Source organism: Marinococcus halophilus (assembly GCF_002265875.1).
Lineage (GTDB): Bacteria > Bacillota > Bacilli > Bacillales > Marinococcaceae > Marinococcus > Marinococcus halophilus.
Genome location: NZ_NPFA01000003.1, coordinates 44,061 through 61,465, shown reverse-complemented (window position 1 = coordinate 61,465; position 17,405 = coordinate 44,061). Strand labels below are relative to the sequence as shown.

18 protein-coding genes, 1 pseudogene and 2 riboswitches are annotated in these 17,405 nt (G+C 45.2%); of the genes and pseudogenes, 11 read left to right on the top strand and 8 right to left on the bottom strand.

What is annotated here, in order from left to right; genetic code table 11:
- The first annotated feature begins 29 nt into the window (after positions 1-29).
- From CHL76_RS04230 to CHL76_RS04220, 3 genes are all read left to right on the top strand, one after another.
- The gene (locus tag CHL76_RS04230; RefSeq protein WP_158219061.1) at positions 30-482 is read left to right on the top strand and encodes a GNAT family N-acetyltransferase; all 453 of its coding nucleotides are present in this window, start codon (positions 30-32) and stop codon (positions 480-482) included.
- 127 nt (positions 483-609) lie between these two features.
- Positions 610-1,917, top strand: coding sequence for a Na+/H+ antiporter family protein (locus tag CHL76_RS04225; RefSeq protein WP_079476802.1), 1,308 nt, complete (start codon positions 610-612; stop codon positions 1,915-1,917).
- A gap of 361 nt (positions 1,918-2,278) precedes the next feature.
- Entirely contained in the window at positions 2,279-2,980 is a 702-nt protein-coding gene (locus CHL76_RS04220; protein WP_094907941.1) for a Na-translocating system protein MpsC family protein, read from the top strand.
- Between the two features lie 35 nt (positions 2,981-3,015).
- Here the strand turns inward: CHL76_RS04220 and CHL76_RS04215 are convergent, their stop codons facing one another.
- A complete protein-coding gene (locus CHL76_RS04215) occupies positions 3,016-3,867 on the bottom strand; it encodes a glycosyltransferase family 8 protein (protein ID WP_094907940.1) in 852 nt (283 codons plus the stop codon).
- A 385-nt stretch (positions 3,868-4,252) separates the two neighbouring features.
- Here CHL76_RS04215 and cynS point away from each other — a divergent pair, with 385 nt between their 5' ends.
- Positions 4,253-4,699, top strand: coding sequence for a cyanase (gene cynS / locus CHL76_RS04210; protein ID WP_094907939.1), 447 nt, complete (start codon positions 4,253-4,255; stop codon positions 4,697-4,699).
- An 86-nt stretch (positions 4,700-4,785) separates the two neighbouring features.
- Here cynS and CHL76_RS04205 read toward each other — a convergent pair whose 3' ends face one another.
- From CHL76_RS04205 to CHL76_RS04190, 4 genes and pseudogenes are all read right to left on the bottom strand, one after another.
- Positions 4,786-5,493: a 3D domain-containing protein gene (locus CHL76_RS04205; RefSeq protein ID WP_079476798.1), complete on the bottom strand. Its 708-nt coding sequence runs from the start codon at positions 5,491-5,493 to the stop codon at positions 4,786-4,788.
- 535 nt (positions 5,494-6,028) lie between these two features.
- On the bottom strand, positions 6,029-6,391 hold the full coding sequence (locus tag CHL76_RS04200; protein WP_079476797.1) for a DUF2513 domain-containing protein: 363 nt from the start codon (positions 6,389-6,391) through the stop codon (positions 6,029-6,031).
- A 161-nt stretch (positions 6,392-6,552) separates the two neighbouring features.
- Positions 6,553-6,693: pseudogene (locus CHL76_RS17245) on the bottom strand (5-methyltetrahydropteroyltriglutamate--homocysteine S-methyltransferase); the annotation flags it as partial.
- Positions 6,694-7,148: 455 nt separating this feature from the next.
- Positions 7,149-7,352, bottom strand: coding sequence for a hypothetical protein (locus CHL76_RS04190; protein ID WP_094907938.1), 204 nt, complete (start codon positions 7,350-7,352; stop codon positions 7,149-7,151).
- Positions 7,353-7,507: 155 nt separating this feature from the next.
- On the opposite strand from CHL76_RS04190, the gene CHL76_RS04185 reads away from it, so the two are divergent.
- Positions 7,508-7,981, top strand: coding sequence for a metal-dependent hydrolase (locus CHL76_RS04185; RefSeq protein WP_094907937.1), 474 nt, complete (start codon positions 7,508-7,510; stop codon positions 7,979-7,981).
- 93 nt (positions 7,982-8,074) lie between these two features.
- Positions 8,075-9,187 (top strand): CapA family protein, encoded by a 1,113-nt coding sequence (locus CHL76_RS04180; RefSeq protein ID WP_094907936.1) that lies wholly within the window; start codon positions 8,075-8,077, stop codon positions 9,185-9,187.
- 109 nt (positions 9,188-9,296) lie between these two features.
- Here CHL76_RS04180 and CHL76_RS04175 read toward each other — a convergent pair whose 3' ends face one another.
- A complete protein-coding gene (locus CHL76_RS04175; protein ID WP_079476793.1) occupies positions 9,297-9,938 on the bottom strand; it encodes an MBL fold metallo-hydrolase in 642 nt (213 codons plus the stop codon).
- Between the two features lie 193 nt (positions 9,939-10,131).
- Positions 10,132-10,220, top strand: a riboswitch (glycine riboswitch).
- Positions 10,221-10,223: 3 nt separating this feature from the next.
- A riboswitch (glycine riboswitch) is annotated at positions 10,224-10,310 on the top strand.
- An 84-nt stretch (positions 10,311-10,394) separates the two neighbouring features.
- On the opposite strand from CHL76_RS04175, the gene gcvT reads away from it, so the two are divergent.
- From gcvT to gcvPB, 3 genes are read left to right on the top strand one after another with little or no spacing between them, the layout of a single operon-like run.
- Positions 10,395-11,501, top strand: a complete 1,107-nt coding sequence (gene gcvT, locus CHL76_RS04170; protein WP_094907935.1) for a glycine cleavage system aminomethyltransferase GcvT — start codon at positions 10,395-10,397, stop codon at positions 11,499-11,501.
- Positions 11,502-11,519: 18 nt separating this feature from the next.
- On the top strand, positions 11,520-12,881 hold the full coding sequence (gcvPA, locus tag CHL76_RS04165) for an aminomethyl-transferring glycine dehydrogenase subunit GcvPA (protein WP_094907934.1): 1,362 nt from the start codon (positions 11,520-11,522) through the stop codon (positions 12,879-12,881).
- Positions 12,868-14,349 (top strand): aminomethyl-transferring glycine dehydrogenase subunit GcvPB, encoded by a 1,482-nt coding sequence (gcvPB, locus tag CHL76_RS04160; RefSeq protein WP_094907933.1) that lies wholly within the window; start codon positions 12,868-12,870, stop codon positions 14,347-14,349. Before gcvPA ends, gcvPB begins: the two co-directional genes overlap by 14 nt.
- Positions 14,350-14,406: 57 nt before the next feature.
- On the opposite strand, the gene CHL76_RS04155 is transcribed toward gcvPB, so the two are convergent.
- A complete protein-coding gene (locus CHL76_RS04155; protein ID WP_094907932.1) occupies positions 14,407-14,799 on the bottom strand; it encodes a rhodanese-like domain-containing protein in 393 nt (130 codons plus the stop codon).
- A 164-nt stretch (positions 14,800-14,963) separates the two neighbouring features.
- On the opposite strand from CHL76_RS04155, the gene CHL76_RS04150 reads away from it, so the two are divergent.
- The gene (locus CHL76_RS04150; protein WP_079476789.1) at positions 14,964-15,800 is read left to right on the top strand and encodes a lipoate--protein ligase family protein; all 837 of its coding nucleotides are present in this window, start codon (positions 14,964-14,966) and stop codon (positions 15,798-15,800) included.
- A 71-nt stretch (positions 15,801-15,871) separates the two neighbouring features.
- On the opposite strand, the gene dat is transcribed toward CHL76_RS04150, so the two are convergent.
- Positions 15,872-16,747 (bottom strand): D-amino-acid transaminase, encoded by an 876-nt coding sequence (dat, locus tag CHL76_RS04145; RefSeq protein WP_094907931.1) that lies wholly within the window; start codon positions 16,745-16,747, stop codon positions 15,872-15,874.
- Between the two features lie 235 nt (positions 16,748-16,982).
- On the opposite strand from dat, the gene mntR reads away from it, so the two are divergent.
- A complete protein-coding gene (mntR, locus tag CHL76_RS04140; protein ID WP_079476787.1) occupies positions 16,983-17,399 on the top strand; it encodes a transcriptional regulator MntR in 417 nt (138 codons plus the stop codon).
- The last annotated feature ends 6 nt before the right edge of the window (positions 17,400-17,405 follow it).

The following is a 17,405-nucleotide window of genomic DNA, read 5'->3' as shown; positions in this document are numbered from 1 at the left end:
AAGGTAATAGAACTATGCAGGAGGCAGTCATGAGTATAAGAATCCGAACCGTAGAAGCAGAAGATATTCCGGAACTTGCAGAAGTAATGCAGACATACATTGTAGACCACTATGATCACCCCGATCCCGGCATCGGCAAATTAAAAACGTTAATTAAAAAACTTTTGGCCCAGCCAGAAACAGGCATTCAATTTATTGTGGAGTATTACGGTGACCTGATCGGCTTTGCTACTTTATACCAGACATTCAGCACCCTTAAGGTTAAAAAAACAGCTATCTTAAACGATCTGTATATCACTCCGGAGTTTCAGGGGCACCATTACGGGAAAGAGCTTCTCGAATTTGTGCTTTCTTATGTACAGTCGGAGGATTTTGCCGGAATGGTGCTTGAAACAGACCGGATGAATCACAAAGCACGAAGGCTTTACGAGTCGCTCGGCGGGGCAAAAAGTGCCTGGACTCATTACGAGTGGGAGTTTTAAGTGGCGAACAATGTTTTACTCTGATAAAGTTTGAGCAGGCTAAAGGATTTATGCTAAAATCTTCTTTGTGCGTTTAACACACATTCATATACATAAACGATCAAAGAAGAGAAACGAGGGAAACAAAGTGGAGTACGCAGTTATTGTTTCAGTGCTGGTATTAATTGTACTGAGTCTCTTCCGGCTGAATGTCATTCTTGCACTAATGGGGGCAGCAGTCACCGCAGGACTGATCGCCGGACTTTCATTTACCGATTCCGTCGAAATGCTCGTATCAGGCATGGGCGGCCGGGCGGATACCGCTCTCAGCTATATCCTGCTCGGTGTTTTTGCTGTCATGATTGGTTATTCGGGTATTACAGGTTTTTTAGTTACGCATTTAGTGAAGCTGTTAAAGAATAAACGGGCGGCTTTACTGCTGACTATTGCAGGGGTGGCCTGCCTGTCGCAGAATGTTATCCCAGTACATATTGCCTTTATACCAATACTCATCCCGCCGCTTTTGTATTTGTTTGACCATATGAAAATCAACCGGCGGGCGGTGGCGGTCAGCTTGACTTTCGGCTTAAAGGCGCCGTATATGCTGATTCCTGCAGGATATGGTTTAATATTTCATCAAATTATACAGGAGAGCATGAACGAAAACGGCATGAATATTGCTTTCGGACAGATTTGGCAGGCGATGCTTATTCCAGTAGTGGGCATGGTGGCCGGTCTGCTGGTGGCTGTATTCATTACGTATCGCAGGGAAAAAGAAACCGGGGCAGGAAACGTAGACGTTACAGAAGCGGAAAATGGCTTGAAAAACACAAATAAATTCCGGTTGTCACATCTATTGACGTTAATTGCGATCGTCTGTGCGCTCGTGGTTCAGGTATGGACAGAATCTTTAGTAATTGGTGCGTTGACAGGTATTGCAGCCATGTTCATTTTCCGGGTGGTGCCAATTATAGAAGCCGACCAGACAGTGAATGACGGTGTACGCATGATGGGGATGATCGCCTTTGTTATGCTGCTTGCCTCCGGATATGCTACCGTGCTCCAGGACACAGGAGCAGTGGAGGAATTAGTGGCAGTTACTTCTGACATACTTGGAGGAAGCCAGCTGCTCGGGGCAGTAGTAATGCTTTTAACAGGGCTATTGATTACCATGGGCATCGGCTCTTCGTTTGGAACGATTCCTATCCTTGCAGCGTTGTTTGTGCCACTAAGTGCTTCACTCGGCTTTTCACCGCTTGCTACAGCAGCTTTAATCGGCACTGCTGGAGCAATTGGAGACGCGGGCTCCCCGGCTTCTGACAGCACACTCGGCCCAACAGCGGGGCTGAATGCTGATGGCCGTCATGATCATATTTGGGACACATGTGTACCCACATTTCTACACTTTAATATCCCCTTGTTTATCTGTGGCCTGGCAGCGGCGTTTATTTTATAGCATCCATCCAGTAAATCCATTCATTGCAAAATTGATTCAAAACAGGTAAAGTGAAATGTGAATAAAAAATGAATATTTTATACAGACGATAGAAATTTTTAGACAATAGGGCTGAAAATAAGTCGTTATAGTGACGGAAGATAAGGTTCATGGACCCTTTTTCGGAGGGCTCCACGTACAACCAAATAACATAGTGATTGATGCAGGATCGTTAGACATTTGAGCTAAACGGTAAGCTACAAAGGATATTTTTCCTCTGTGGCTTTTTTTATGCTTTTATAAGGCTTCGCGCGTTTCTTTAGGTTGCTGTATATAAGCTTGTACAACAAGATAAGGTTTGAAAGAAAAGGAGAAGAGTGTTATGTCAGAAGTAAAGGAAGTGCAATCAGCAATAGCTGGATATATCGGAAAGGTATTGCGGGAGAGCTTTGGAAAAGGCCCAATCTCTGTACATACGACATGGGCACCGCCGTATTTTTGCGTCCATATTCGTGATTTTCTGGTACCGATGGAACAAATTTTGATTCAAAAAAATGAGGGCAGAAAAGTGGAAGAGCTTAGGGAGATGCTGATGGGTGTCCTGTATGCCGATATTAAAGCAGAGCTTGAAGCAGTGACTGGAGAGGAAATACTCGACATTTACACGAACTGGAACCTGCACCATCGCTCCGGGGTCATTTTTGGTACAATCGATACGCCTTTGGAGCAGGAATCCGGCACAGCGGATAAATGGCAAGAAGAGGTAAACAGCGTAGTGAAAAAAGCGGGAGAAAATAAAGAAGGGCTCTCAGCTGTAGTAGATACAAAGCCTTTAAACCACCGCGTAGTACTGATTGAACGAACCAGTGTATTGACCCCGGTAGAGCGCCAGCTTATTGAGGAAGGCCATGCCGGGGAAATTGAAGCCGCGAAAACGACACTTGTGAAAAGCATTATTGAAGAAACAAATTTACTGGCTCTGATGCCCCGGGAAGTGATTGATCCGTTTATTATCTGGGACTTAGACAAAGATATTAATTATTTAATATTTATCTGCAGCAGCAAGGAGTCTGAAGCAAAATAAAGCCGCACATTTATAGATGAAGTGCGGCAAGAATATTATAGGGAAGTTGGTTTTACTACAATTTCTTCTTTTTGGGCGGCGTATTTATGATACAGAGATTTTAAAGGATGCCTGGTGTTTGGCTGCCACGGTTTTTCCGGGCCGGTATAATGGATAACGGCCGGGTTTCCGGCAGCGCTGGTTACCTTTTTTCCCTGCCTGGTATCGGGCACAGCCTTCAGGAACATATCGGTCATCGTATTCCATTTCGGGTGGAGCTCGAACCAATGGTTATAAAGCACAGCATTCAGACCGTCCTGGTCGTGGTAAAGCATCCGGCTTTCATGCTTCTGGATAAACTGAACGACTTGATCGGTCACCTGGTGTTTTTTCCAATTCGGAACCTGAATCATCATCACTCCGGAATTAAAATACTTAGCTTCGGGGGGCATAAATAGGTCATCATTACGGTAAAAACCGCCGAAGTTTTCTACTGCGGCAATAACCTGGCGCCGCAAGGGAACCTTCCAGAGTACTGTAATATCCTCTTGAATGATGGTATCGCAGTCGATATACAATACTTTATTTACGTCGGTAAACAAGTATGGAATGGATAACCGGTAATAGGCAGCGTTAGTAATGTGATAAGAATATTTATGGTTTGCCTGAAAAAGGTTTTTATACTTGTTTGTGTCGATCGCATGGAAGACGACACGGGATTTAAAATGAGCTCCGAGTTGTTCGAGCATTTGCTTTTGGTAGCTGCTCCAGCCAGTTTCGATAACGTGAAATTCGATACTTTCCGGCTTCGCTGTGTTCGTAAGCAAGGAAGTCAGGGAAACAGCTGTATGCTCCGCATAATTTGCGTCAGCAACCGTTGTAACAATATAGGGAGAAGAATAAGACATTGCAAGCACTCCTTCATGGGGTAATAGTAATAATCTGGTTTAGTCACAGAAGCACCCGATGCATGCCTGGAACTAAAAAGAATCAGCGCTCGGGCTTTTTCTTTTCAGCTTATGATTAGCTCCCAATGGTCTAACTCATTGCTGCTGAAGCCTGGTAGAGTCACTTTTAAAAACAGCATAAAAATATGCAGGTAACTATACATATATCCCTGACGCATCTTTTTGAAACAATAAAACGGGGTATTGAGGAAAAATGAACTGTTAGAACTAGATTTAACGCTTGCTGCTTCTAATTTATATTAAAAAAGATGACGGTATTCATATATTCAGGTAATGGCTGCATGTTAAGGTGAAATAGAACAAAACAAGGAAGGAGATAAAATAAATGGATATGAGTGAAGTCACCGCCAAGCTGATAGAAGCAAAAAATCGAAAAAGAGCTACTTATCAGGATCTAGCGGAAGCTGTGGGTCGCAATAAAACATGGGTGGCTGCTGTTATTCAGGGCCAGGCATCGATGGATGAAAAAGAAGCAGAAGCGCTCTTGAACTACCTTGAAATTCCTTATGAGGAAATCAAGCATGAACTGATGACGCCACCGTACAAAGGCTCATTAAGCGAAGACGTTCCAACAGATCCGCTTATTTATCGATTCCATGAAATTACTCAGGTATACGGCACCACATTAAAGGAAATTATTCATGAAGAATTCGGTGATGGCATTATGAGCGCCATCGATTTTAAAATGGACGTAGAGCGTGAGGAGGATCCAGGTGGAGACCGGGTAGTAGTCACGTTGAACGGTAAATTTCTCCCGTACACAAAATGGTAAACGACTAAAGCTATCATAAAAGAGACGCCTTTCCAATCAAAATGGAAAGGCGTCTTTTCATTTCACTATAAAATCCAATAAGTAGATTAGTCTACTACGGTTACTTCAACGCTTCGGCGCCCAAAAGAATATGCTTCAGATTTGCTTGGAACGTGAACGTCAATGCGATTCCCGTTGATGGCTCCGCCAGTATCCGCTGCCGTATAAGTACCCATGCCTTCGATTTGTACTTCAGAGCCAAGTGGAATAACATCAGGGTCTACAGCTATTACTTTTGCATAACGGTTGGTATTTAAGTTAACCCCTGTAGCAGTGATGCCGCTGCAGCCTGCGCAGTCAGCTGTATAAGCAGTAGCTTCAACTGTCATGGACTCTCCGCCGGAAGTGTCTTTAGAGCTGCTGCTTTCAGAAGTGGAGGCAGATTCTACTGCTTCCTTGCCGCTGCCGTCCGCTTCAGAGCTTTCTACAGCCTCATTTTCACTGGAACTGCTGGAGCTTTCCCCGTAAAGTGCTGCTTTTGTATTTGGCCCGATGATACCATCGACCGTAAGACCTTCGTCAGCCTGAAAATCACGAACAGCAGCTGCAGTGATTGAACCGAAAATTCCGTCCACTTCGTAATCGTAGTACCCTTTATCGTCGAGTACAGACTGGGCTTCGGATACGGAATCATTGGAATCGCCCTGAACAAGCAGACTGTCTGATGCGTCACTTACCGCTGGTGCTGCAAAAGCTAAAGCTGTACCAAGAACTGCGCCGCCGATCCAATGTGAAGCTTTCGTAGTTTTCATCATAATTAAAAAATTCCTCCTCAGAGAGTATAAAAATTTTTATTTGTAAGTATTTAATGTTAATGAATGTGAGCAAATAAGTTTTGAGATGCGTATGGTGAATTAGCCTGTCGCATGTTTGTAAATTTAACTTGAAGCAGAAAAACTTTCAAGTTAAATAGGACGAATGTAATGCAAACGTAACAAGGTTAAGCATTCTGAAATATATGAAAAATTATGTGTAATATTAAAAAACCCTTATTAATAAAGAGATAAAAAGTATTTTCCTAAGTCATATTTCCAATAACGCGAACGTAATGTTACAAATTAAAATAGCGAAAAAAACAGTAAGATTTTAATTGAGCAAGAAGAATGTACCAATTTTTCAGTGGGTAATAGAATTAAAAAATTGTGGAAGGTAAATCAGCAAAGAAAGGGAGGTGAAAGCATTTGCCAGGGTATACAAATGAAAAAAGCCCCCTGATAAACCAGGGGGCTTAAAAAGGGCTATGTGAGAAAACCTGAAACATAAGAAATTAGTTGTGATTAATTCTGCCTGTCAGTCATTGCTTAAATGCTGGTAGAGCGTAGTTTTAAGTAGGTCAGTCAAAACGGTCAGAGGGATATTGGACATTGACCAGCCCTTTTCCATGGCTTTTTCCTGAGTTCTGTTCCAAATATCCTCATCCTCGGCCACATCAATGAAATCATGGCCGGCAAAAGTGATTTTAATATTGTGATAGCTTGTTACCTGCTTGCTTAATGTTTTGTGGCGGGTAGCCTCAATCAGGCCTCCTTCGGTGAGCAAATACATGTAATAATCGGTTTCTTCGTTTTTGGATGTCAGGCTGAAGCCGGGTTTTTGCTCCTTCAAGTCGATCAACAGCTTCCTGATTGCTTCCATATCTCTTTCCATCACCATTTTATCTTCCACCTTTTTTATACTTACTGAAATTATAATATTGGGACCGTGATAAATGCCAGAAAAGATTTATGCATTCGAACGCAGCGAAGAGATAAATCATTACTCTTCGTGGGTGTGATAAAAAAAGAAGCCGGGGCGCCGGCTTCTTTTCCGAATACTTAATTCCAGACGTCTTCGGCAAGAGAAACGACGTGGCGTACTTTCGCCCATTGCTCTTCTTCTGTAAAAATATTACCTTCTTCGGTAGAAGCAAAGCCGCACTGCGGGCTTAAACCGGGTTGTTCAAGCGGCGTATGTTTTTCAGCTTCCTGCAGTAACGGCCCATAGTGCTTCGGCGCTTAATTCACCATCTGAATACCGTTGCCGGGCTTTTTTAAGTCGCTCCGGACGAAGGAAACTCCCAGCATGTTCCGCTCGAAACGGTGCTTGCGTTAAACTACCCACTCCTCTGTAATATGTAGAAATTTAAAATTCGACAGGAAAAACAAAAAGGCCCCGCTTTTTCTGTCTATTCACCTATTAATAGTATATGGAAGCAGGTAACGGTTTGTCTATACAAACCATTGGCCGTATGCTGTGCTTAGGCAAGAATAAAAGACGGATTTGGTTTTTTTATATAGTCTCCATTAACGGCGCCGCTGAAAAATAACGACTGCTTCGCTAGACTCATTTGTATGAGAAACAGTACTATAAGCGGAAAACAAACGATAAAGGCCGTTAAATCCTTTTAATTTAATGACAAAAGCTATGTCTTTTAAGGACATTTTTTCCCCGGTAAGAGCAAAAATAGCTTTTTTCGGGCGAAAGCTGTTGTCCATTTTGTCAGCTGAGTGCTTATCGATGTGCTGAAAACCAGAATGGTTTTCAACTGGCTGGCAAAGTCTCCTTCAGCCTTCATTGCCTCAACTTTTTTCTTTCTCGCCCGGTTGAGTGCAGAAGGTTTTTCCACGGAAATCATTATAAATCACTCCTGAAAATAAATTGTGTGCTTTTCTTTTCATACCCTGACAGCTGTATAATCCAACCTGGTTAATTAGAGCACCCCGGATAAAGTTTATGAAAATAAAAAACCGTGAATAAAACAATCATCTCCAGCAGAAAGAAGGACCGCCTGTGATTGAAATTTTAATTGAACATGTACCAAGCACACTGCTTCACCTGCTGACTGGTGCAGCGATAATGTATATATTTTACGGAAGCCCGTGGTTAATCAGTTCAGATCGCCTGAAAATCATGGCATTCGGGGCGATAGTACTAGTGCCTGATATTCCAAAATTATTTGGCAACTATATCTTTCATACGCTTTTAACAATGCCGTTTATTGCTGCGGCGCTCGCTGCAGTTGTTCGCCCTGCCTTGGGTGGAGGATTTCCTAAAGCCTGGGCGGCTGCGTTTGTTACGCTGGGGGCGGGCTCTATGCTGATTGACTTTCTTGGAAATGGCACCCAGCTTTTATACCCAGTGGCCACGAAAAACTTTTCCTATCCGTTGCTTACTCAGGAATGGTGGGTGATTGTACCGCTATTATGTATTTTGGGAATACTAATTATCCGTGGAAGAAAAAACGTTTCTCCCCGGCAGCCATGAAAAGCTATGAAACCCCTTCAATTTCTATGAAGTTATTAGTAAACTTATAGTATATTTCGACTAGTAATTCTATTTGAATGAAAAGAGGGACTCATGCGAAAATTTTATGCAGGCATAACTGTTGGTTTTATTGTTCTGAGCGGCTGCAGCACCGGGGAAGAATCAGCGCAGGAAAACGAAAATTCAGAGACACAAAAAGAGACTGAAAGACAGGAGCAAAAACAGGAAGATGAGAGCGTCACGGTTGGAGCAGCTGGGGATGTGCTGCTGCATGGACGCGTATATAAAAGGATGGAAGAAGACGGAGAGTATGACTTCACGCCGGCGTTGAAGGCAGTTACGCCCATGCTTAAGGAACCGGATTATATGATTGTGAACCAGGAATCGATCCCTGGCGGGGAAGAGCTCGGCTTGTCAGCTTATCCTTCTTTTAACAGCCCGTACGCGATTGTAGATGATCTTCAGGATGCCGGAGTGGACATGCTTTCCGGGGCCAATAACCATACACTCGACCGCGGAATGGAAGCTGTAAATAACGCGATTAATCATTATGAGCAGATTGGCATGGACTACGTAGGGGTATATAAAGACGAAGAGGATGCAGAGCGCAAGCGTATCGTAAACGTGAAAGACGTTGATATTGGTTTTCTATCTTATACGTATGGGTTGAACGGCATTTCGATTCCGGAGGAGCACGATTATGTCGTTCAGAAAATTGATAAGGAACAAATACAGGAAGACGTTGAAGCGATGAGAGATGAATCGGATGTTGTGGTAGTGAATATGCACTGGGGAAGTGAATACGAAAGACTCCCCAATGAAGAACAGAAAGAACTGGCTCAGTTTCTTGCAGATCTGGAAGTGGACGTAGTTCTTGGCCACCATCCTCACGTGCTTCAGCCGATGGAATGGGTGGAGGGCGAAGAAGGCAATGAGACGCTGGTTTATTATTCGCTTGGTAATTTTTATTCCGGGCAGGATACGGACTATACCGATACAGGCGGCATTGCAACATTCGATATAGAAAAAGACGGGGAAAAAATAAACATAACGAACCCAAACGTTGACTTTACTCAGGTAGTTCCGGGCCCTGAAGACCAATATACGGTAAAACCGATGGCTGAAGCAGAGCACCCGGCTGAAGGCGGAGAAACGGAACAAGAGCTGCATGAACACGTATATCAATGGATGGAAGAAGCAGAGTAACGGGCATCTTAGTATTCAGATGAAAACAGGGAGCCGGGCTCAAGATAATTTCAAACACTGTAATATATTATAAAAGGACCTCTGTTTAAAAACAGGGGTCCTTATCACATTATGCACCAAATCCATTAATAAACGGATTGGAATTCATTTCGGTTTCGATATCTGTAAAGGGGCCGTGGCCGCAGGCTACAACCGTATTTTCAGGAAGGTCAAGCAGCTGCTCGTGTATGGAGGCTAACAGTGTATCCATATCGCCGCCGTAGAGATCGGTCCGGCCAACCCCGCCTGAAAACAACACGTCACCAGAAAATACTGTGTTAGTTTCTTTATGCCAATAGGAAACACTTCCCGGGGAATGCCCCGGTGTGTGAAGCCATTGAAATTCAAAACCGCCAAATTGAAGCCTTCCTTCTGACTGCAGCAAGTGATCGGCAGGCTTCGTGGTAAATGCAGCCTCTGGCATCATACGGCCCGAACCGTTTTTCTGAGGGTCTTCAAGCCAGTCACTTTCCTGTTCGTGAAGATAAACCGGGATATTGTATGCTTCCCGAGCAGTATCAAGCGCCCCAATATGATCAAAATGGGCGTGTGTTAACAGAATTGCTACGGGGTGAAGCTCGTTTTCCTGGAGAAAGGTGAGCAGTTTATCGGCATCACCGGCCGGGTCAATAATAACAGCGTTTTTATCATTATCGTACAGAACATAGCAGTTTGTCTGCAGTGGTCCAAGCGGTAGCTGTTTCCAGTTCATAGTTTCCCTCCAATTAGTATACTGTCTTTAGTATAAACAATATTTTTCCCGGAAGAAATAACCGATCTGCACATACATACGAATAATTAATATGGTTTTATTGAAAATGTTCGGTTTCATTTTTTTTAGCATTGGTTTTTATATGAATTAATGATAAAATATGAGCAAATAAGAACGTACATATAATGCGCGGATGATGGTAAGGGGAGAGACTGCCAGGCAGCGCCGAAGGAGCAAACCGTAACAGGTGAATCTCTCAGGCAAACAGACTCTTACTGGACGCTCCTCTGGAGAGCGCTTCTTTTGAAGCCACCCACGAAGACACTCTTTCTGCATTGCGGAAAGGAGAAACTTTCTGGTTATAGGACAGAGCTTCCATAATTCATGGGAGCTCTGTCTTTTTTTGTTTTTTACTGTTTTGATTTTTCAGAAAAATAATTAAACGAGGTGATTTCTTTGGCAGAACTAAAACGAACTCCGCTGTATTCAGTGTATGAAAAATACGGAGCTAAAACTGTCGATTTTGGTGGTTGGGAAATGGCAGTTCAGTTTTCGGGCATCAAAAGCGAACACGAAGCGGTTCGTACAAAAGCCGGCCTGTTCGACGTCTCCCATATGGGCGAGGCGATCGTAGAGGGTCCAGAGGCTGCTGATTTTCTGCAGTACATGCTCACAAATAACATAAAAAACCTGGAGCCCGGCAAAGCGCTGTACACCGCTATGTGTTATGAAAATGGCGGCACAGTTGACGACCTGCTCGTGTACCAGCTCGAAGAAGAAAAATACATGCTTGTTTTAAACGCAGCCAATATTGAGAAGGACCTCGAATGGCTTCGCCGGCACGGGACGGAAAACGTAAGCATCACGGATATCTCAGAAAGGACAGCATTAATTGCGGTGCAGGGCCCGGAGGCGGAAACGATACTGCAGAAAGTAACCGACGCATCTCTTTCAGAAATATTGCCTTTTCGATTTGCTGCCAGTGCTTCTATCGGAGAAACAGGAAACGTTCTTATATCAAGAACTGGCTATACCGGTGAGGACGGATTTGAATTATACTGCCGCTCCGGGGATGCGCTTTACTGCTGGGAGACTATTATGGAAGCTGGAAAAAGCAGAGGCATTGTCCCTTGTGGACTTGGCGCAAGGGATACCCTGAGGTTTGAAGCGAAGCTGCCGTTGTATGGACAGGAACTGAGTGCAGATATCACCCCGCTTGAAGCCGGCATCGGCTTTTGTGTAAAGCTGAAGCAAGAAAATGATTTTATCGGAAAAGAAGCTTTAAAGGAACAAAAAGAAGCAGGACTGAAACGCAAGCTGGTTGGTATTGAAATGGTCGATAAGGCGATACCCCGTCCGGGATACGGCGTACGAAATGATGACGGAGCAGAAATAGGATGGATCACGACAGGCACCCAGTCCCCGACGCTCAAAAAAAACGTAGGACTCGCACTTTTAAATGCCGAATGGAGCAATCTGGACCAGGCGGTAGCGGTGGATGTGCGTGGAAAAGCCAAGCGGGCGAAAGTGGCAGCTGTGCCTTTTTACAAACGGAAAAAATAATACGAGGAGGCGTCAAAAATGGATTATCGCTATTTGCCGGTCACCGGTGAAGATAAAGAAGAAATGCTCAAAACAATTGGCGTGGATGCCATTGATGAATTATTTGAAGATGTGCCGGAAAATATTCGCTTTGCCGGAGAAATGGATCTGCCAAAGGCTCTTGGGGAAACGGACCTTCTAAAGGAAATGAAACGCCTTAGCGACAGGAACGCTAACGTGCAGGACTGTGTATCTTATCTCGGAGCAGGGGTGTACGAGCATTATATACCAACGGTCGTCGACCATGTGCTACGGCGTTCAGAATTTTATACGGCGTATACTCCGTACCAGCCTGAAATTTCGCAGGGCGAGCTGCAGGCAATATTTGAATTTCAAACGATGATCAGTGAACTTACGGGAATGGATATCGCTAATTCGTCAATGTATGACGGGCCAACAGCGCTTGCTGAAGCAGCGCTGATGGCTGCGAGTGAGAACAGAGGGAAACGGCGGACCATTGTAGTATCAGAAACCATCCATCCTGAAGCACTCGATGTATTGAAAACCTATGCGGCAGGCCCCGGCCTTACAGTGAAAATTGTTCCTGAAAAAGATGGCCGCACGGATCTGGATAAGCTTGAAAAGACGATCGATGCTGATACCGCAGGAGTAATCGTACAATACCCGAACTTCTACGGAACCATTGAAGATTTAGCGGCTGTAAGACAGGCAGCCGACAAAGAAAATTCTTTAATGATTGTTTCTGCTAATCCTCTGTCCCTGGGCATACTGACGCCCCCTGGGCACTTTGGGGCGGATATTGTTGCGGGAGACGCCCAGCCGCTTGGCATCCCGATGCAGTTTGGCGGACCGCACTGTGGTTTTTTCGCGACTACCAAAAAACACATTCGAAAAGTTCCCGGACGGCTTGTCGGGCAGACTGAAGATGAAGACGGAAGCCGCGGCTACGTACTGACCCTCCAGGCAAGAGAGCAGCACATCCGCCGGGATAAAGCGACCTCCAACATTTGCTCGAACCAGGCTTTGAATGCGTTGGCGGCTTCTGTAGCGATGACAGCTCTCGGTAAAAAAGGCTTGAGGGAAACAGCAGAACGAAATATTAAAGGTACTCACTTTTTAAAGCAGCTGCTAAAGCAAAAAGGAATACAGGTGGTCCACGAATCACCGTCGTTTAATGAATTTGTCATCAATCTCAGCCGGCCGGTATCGGAGGTAAATGAACAATTATTTCAGCATGGAATCATTGGCGGTTATGATTTAGGGAAGGTTTCAGCGGATAAAAAAGGCCAGATGCTCGTATGTGTGACCGAACTTCGGACAAGAGAACAGCTTGAAACCTTTGCCGACCAATTGGAGGTGCTTATACATGAAACAGCCTAACCAGCCATTAATTTTTGAACAGAGCAAATCAGGCCGGGTAGCGTATTCGCTTCCCGAAACAAATATTCCTGAGCAAAGCCTAAGTGACATTTTGCCGGAGGCTAGTATCCGCAACGAAGAACCGGCGCTCCCGGAAGTGTCCGAGCTCCAGTTAGTACGCCACTATACGGCCCTGTCGAACCGGAACTACGGGGTGGATTCTGGTTTTTATCCTCTCGGCTCCTGCACAATGAAATACAATCCGAAGATCAATGAAGAAACTGCCCGCATGGCTGGATTTGCCGCGACGCATCCGTATCAGCCGGAGACTCAGGTGCAGGGGAATCTCGAAATGATGCACGACCTGCAGCAGGCCCTGGCTGAAATAACCGGCATGGACGAAGTCACTCTGCAGCCGGCAGCCGGCGCCCAGGGAGAGTGGACCGGCCTGATGCTGATACGGGCGCTTCACGAAGCAAACGGTGAAACGGAACGCACCGAAGTGATCGTCCCCGACTCTGCGCACGGAACGAACCCTGCTTCAGCAACAGTGGCAGGATTTGATCATGTGACGGTCCGGACGGACGCCCGGGGCCTGGTGGATCTTGAGCATCTAAAAGAAGTTACGGGCGAAAGAACGGCTGCCCTTATGCTCACGAATCCAAACACGCTTGGGCTGTTTGAAGAAGACATTATGGAAATAGCGGATACGATTCACCGGGCTGGCGGGCGTTTATATTACGACGGAGCCAACTCCAATGCTATCATGGGCATCACAAGGCCCGGAGATATGGGCTTTGACGTTGTACACTTAAATCTCCATAAAACATTCACCGGCCCACATGGAGGCGGCGGTCCCGGCAGCGGTCCGGTGGGCGTAAAAAAAGAGCTGATCCCTTATCTGCCCGGGCCGGTACTCACGAAAGAAAATGATAAGTACTACTGGGACAAAGACCGTCCGCATTCCATCGGCCGCGTAAAGCCGTATTACGGGAACTTTGGCATTAACGTACGTGCTTATACCTATATCCGGACGATGGGTGCAGAGGGACTCAAAAAAGTTTCGGAATATGCAGTGCTGAACGCCAATTATTTAATGAGACGGCTCGAGCCTTATTTTGACCTTCCGTATGGCCGTCACTGCAAGCACGAATTTGTTATATCAGGAAGGCGCCAGAAACAGCTTGGAGTACGAACGCTTGATATAGCTAAACGACTGCTGGATTACGGCTATCATCCGCCAACGATTTATTTTCCGATTAATGTCGAAGAGTGCATGATGGTTGAACCGACCGAAACCGAGGCCAAAGAAACGCTTGATGCCTTCGCAGATGCCATGATTGAAATTGCCAGGGAGGCAGAGGAAAGCTCGGAAATGGTACAGGAAGCGCCTCATACTACCGTAGTCGGAAGACTGGATGAGACGCTGGCAGCACGAAAACCGGTACTGACGTATAATACTGAAACCTCGCTCAAATCCATGAAATAACGATAAAAGGAAAATTAAACACAAAAAGGGAAGAGCAGCGCCTGCTCTTCCCTTTAATTATGCGCTTTTTTTCTTTTTACTGATTTTGCCTGTCCAGCGCTTAAATCCGCCTTTCAGGTGGTAAATATCCCGGTTTCCCTTATGCTTTTTGATCAGCTTTGCGGCTTGCTTTGAACGCATGCCAGACTGGCAGTATAAATAAACAGGCTGGTCTTCCCGGATTTCAACCATCCGCTGCTTCATTTGCGAAACGGGAATATTCCGGGCCCCGAGAATGTGTCCGCCATCGTATTCTTTCGGCTCACGCACATCGATAAGCTGGGCTTTACGATAGCCTTTGATAAAATCTTCCTGTGGTAATGCAGTTAAGTCCTTCGGTCCGACAAACCGGCGTACAATCAGAAAAACTAATACTGCAATGAGCATTACCCATAACCATTCAAATATCATATATATTATTTCACCTCTTTCCAGGTCGATTGCAAATTAATTATAACGCATAACCCCGTTGCTTTGCCAGATTTCTAATTAATGGGCGGTCATTTTTATATATGGAACGCAGTGATCTCTGCTACAATGGAAGTGGAAAAATTGAGAAAGAGAGATGAACGTTAATGGCAAAAGATACTTGGCTTTTTATAGATTCAGGCAACCGGTCGCCGGCCTATAATATGGCTCTCGACGAAAAACTGCTGCAGTGGCACAGTGAAGGGCAAATTCCGCCAGTGATAAGGTTTTACGGATGGAATCCGCCGACGCTGTCAGTCGGTTACTTTCAGAAGGCAAAAAAGGATATTGATATGGAGGCAGTGGAAAAGCACGGTGTAGGTTTTGTGCGCCGGCCGACGGGAGGCCGGGCGGTTCTGCACGATCAGGAGCTGACCTACAGCATTATTGTTTCAGAAGATCATCCGGAAATGCCGGAAACGGTGACCGAGGCCTACCGGGTACTCTCGGAAGGAATTTTACAGGGGTTTTTAAAGCTTGGCCTGGATGCTTATTTTTCCGTGCCGAAAACGAAGGAGGAGGAAGACTCGTTAAAGAATCCCCGTTCGGCTAACTGTTTTGACGCCTCGTCATGGTATGAGCTGGTCGTAGAGGACCGGAAAATTGCCGGAAGTGCCCAGACAAGACAGCGCGGGGTCATCCTGCAGCACGGATCAATTATTCTGGACCTGGATGAGGACAAGTTATTTGATTTGTTTAAGTATCCGAGTGAGCGCGTTCGGGAAAGAATGCAGCAGGCTTTTAAAAATAAAGCCGTCGCGATCAACGAGCTTACAGACAAACCATTCACGCTGGAAGATCTGAGGAGTGCTTTTAAAGAAGGATTTGCCGACGGTCTGCATGCCGACCTTGAAGAGTATCAGCTAACTGCGGACCAGGAGAAAGAAGTAGAGGCGCTGGCAGCAGAACGATACGAGACCGATGAGTGGAATTTCAGGCGCTGATGTTCTCCCTCAATTAAAAAACAAACGACCGCCCCGGGGGCGGTCGTTTATATAAGGGATGTTGCGGCCAATTAGTTGTAGGTAACAAGCGGCTGGGTGTCCCCGGATTCGAACAGCTCGACTTCGCGGCGGAATTCTCCAAGAAGCTCCTTCGTTACTGGATCGTTTCCGTACTCGGCTTGAAATGAGCCTTTAATAGAACGGACGGGCACGATCTCAATCGAAGTGCTCGTCATAAACATTTCGTCAGCCTGTATGGCTTCGTCGATAGTAAACGGGCGTTGTTCGACGGGAATATTCAACTGCTTTGCCAGCTGAAGGACGTAGCGCTTAGTAATACCTTCAAGAATATAGTTGCTCTGCGGATGAGTGATGACCGTTTCGTCTTTAACGATAAAGGCATTGGTAGAGGAGCCCTCCGTAATAACCTCTCCGCGGTGCTGAAGCGCCTCCGCACAGTCGTGATCTTCCGCGGCCCGTTTGGCAAGCACGTTTCCGAGCAGGTTAATGGTTTTAATGTCACAGCGAAGCCAGCGGATGTCTTCTGTGGCGTACACATTTATGCCGTCAGCCTGTTTAGCAAATGGCACTTCGGAAGCTTTCGTAAAGCCGGTTAACACCGGGGCTGTTCCGCGCTGGTACAAGTGATCCCGGGCCTGAATACCGCGGGTCAGCTGAAAATAGACATATCCCGTAGTAAGTCCGTTTTTCTCAATCAGACGGCGAAGAAGCGACTTCATCGTGTCAGGGGAGCAGGGGACTGTCAAATCGAGTTTAGAAGCGCTGTCCTGAAACCGTTCGAGATGCCCTTCCTGGAGAAACAATTTTCCGTTGTACACCCGGATCACTTCATAAATGCCGTCGCCAAAATAATAACCGCGATCGTCAAAGGAAATAGCGGCTTCCTCTTTTGGAATAATGGATTCGTTATACATCACATAGCTCATGAATGCTGCCTCCTTCAATACTTTATATTGTACAAGAATGCAGTGTTGAACAAAAGAAAAGCTCTTCAAATGCGAGGAAATTAATTATCGAACAAAAAATTTTCCTGAGGGCAAATTAGAAATAAGGGTTAATTATAAGAAAAAGAAGGTTTGTTTTTTAGAAATAGTTTCGTTAAAATAAAGAAAGCCAATTTTTTTGTGTAACAGTTTTTATCATATTTATTGGAGGGTCCCGATGCCGACTCCTAGTATGGAAGATTATTTAGAGCGGATTTATCAATTGATCGAATCAAAAGGGTATGCAAGGGTATCAGATATTGCAGAAACGCTGGAAGTACATCCTTCCTCTGTAACAAAAATGGTTCAGAAGCTCGATAAAATGGAATATCTGATTTACGAACGGTACCGGGGGCTTGTGTTGACTTCAAAAGGAAATAAAATAGGTAAACGACTGGTTTACAGGCATGAGCTGCTCGAAAAGTTTTTACATATTATCGGGGTGGAAGAGGACAAAATATATGCAGATGTAGAAGGAATTGAACACCATCTCAGCTGGGATGCCATCGACCGTATTGGAGACGTTCTGCAGTATTTTGAAGACGACAGCGAGCGGGTACAGGCACTGAGGGACATCCAGCGCTCGTATGAATAAAAAAAG

Coding starts and splice junctions, on each gene's coding strand:
- CHL76_RS04230 (WP_158219061.1), top strand. CDS start 30: ATGAGTATAAGAATCCGAACCGTAGAAGCAGAAGATATTCCGGAACTT.
- CHL76_RS04220 (WP_094907941.1), top strand. CDS start 2,279: ATGTCAGAAGTAAAGGAAGTGCAATCAGCAATAGCTGGATATATCGGA.
- CHL76_RS04215 (WP_094907940.1), bottom strand. CDS start 3,867: ATGTCTTATTCTTCTCCCTATATTGTTACAACGGTTGCTGACGCAAAT.
- cynS (WP_094907939.1), top strand. CDS start 4,253: ATGGATATGAGTGAAGTCACCGCCAAGCTGATAGAAGCAAAAAATCGA.
- CHL76_RS04205 (WP_079476798.1), bottom strand. CDS start 5,493: ATGATGAAAACTACGAAAGCTTCACATTGGATCGGCGGCGCAGTTCTT.
- CHL76_RS04200 (WP_079476797.1), bottom strand. CDS start 6,391: ATGGTGATGGAAAGAGATATGGAAGCAATCAGGAAGCTGTTGATCGAC.
- CHL76_RS04190 (WP_094907938.1), bottom strand. CDS start 7,352: ATGATTTCCGTGGAAAAACCTTCTGCACTCAACCGGGCGAGAAAGAAA.
- CHL76_RS04180 (WP_094907936.1), top strand. CDS start 8,075: ATGCGAAAATTTTATGCAGGCATAACTGTTGGTTTTATTGTTCTGAGC.
- CHL76_RS04175 (WP_079476793.1), bottom strand. CDS start 9,938: ATGAACTGGAAACAGCTACCGCTTGGACCACTGCAGACAAACTGCTAT.
- gcvPA (WP_094907934.1), top strand. CDS start 11,520: ATGGATTATCGCTATTTGCCGGTCACCGGTGAAGATAAAGAAGAAATG.
- gcvPB (WP_094907933.1), top strand. CDS start 12,868: ATGAAACAGCCTAACCAGCCATTAATTTTTGAACAGAGCAAATCAGGC.
- CHL76_RS04155 (WP_094907932.1), bottom strand. CDS start 14,799: ATGATATTTGAATGGTTATGGGTAATGCTCATTGCAGTATTAGTTTTT.
- CHL76_RS04150 (WP_079476789.1), top strand. CDS start 14,964: ATGGCAAAAGATACTTGGCTTTTTATAGATTCAGGCAACCGGTCGCCG.
- dat (WP_094907931.1), bottom strand. CDS start 16,747: ATGAGCTATGTGATGTATAACGAATCCATTATTCCAAAAGAGGAAGCC.
- mntR (WP_079476787.1), top strand. CDS start 16,983: ATGCCGACTCCTAGTATGGAAGATTATTTAGAGCGGATTTATCAATTG.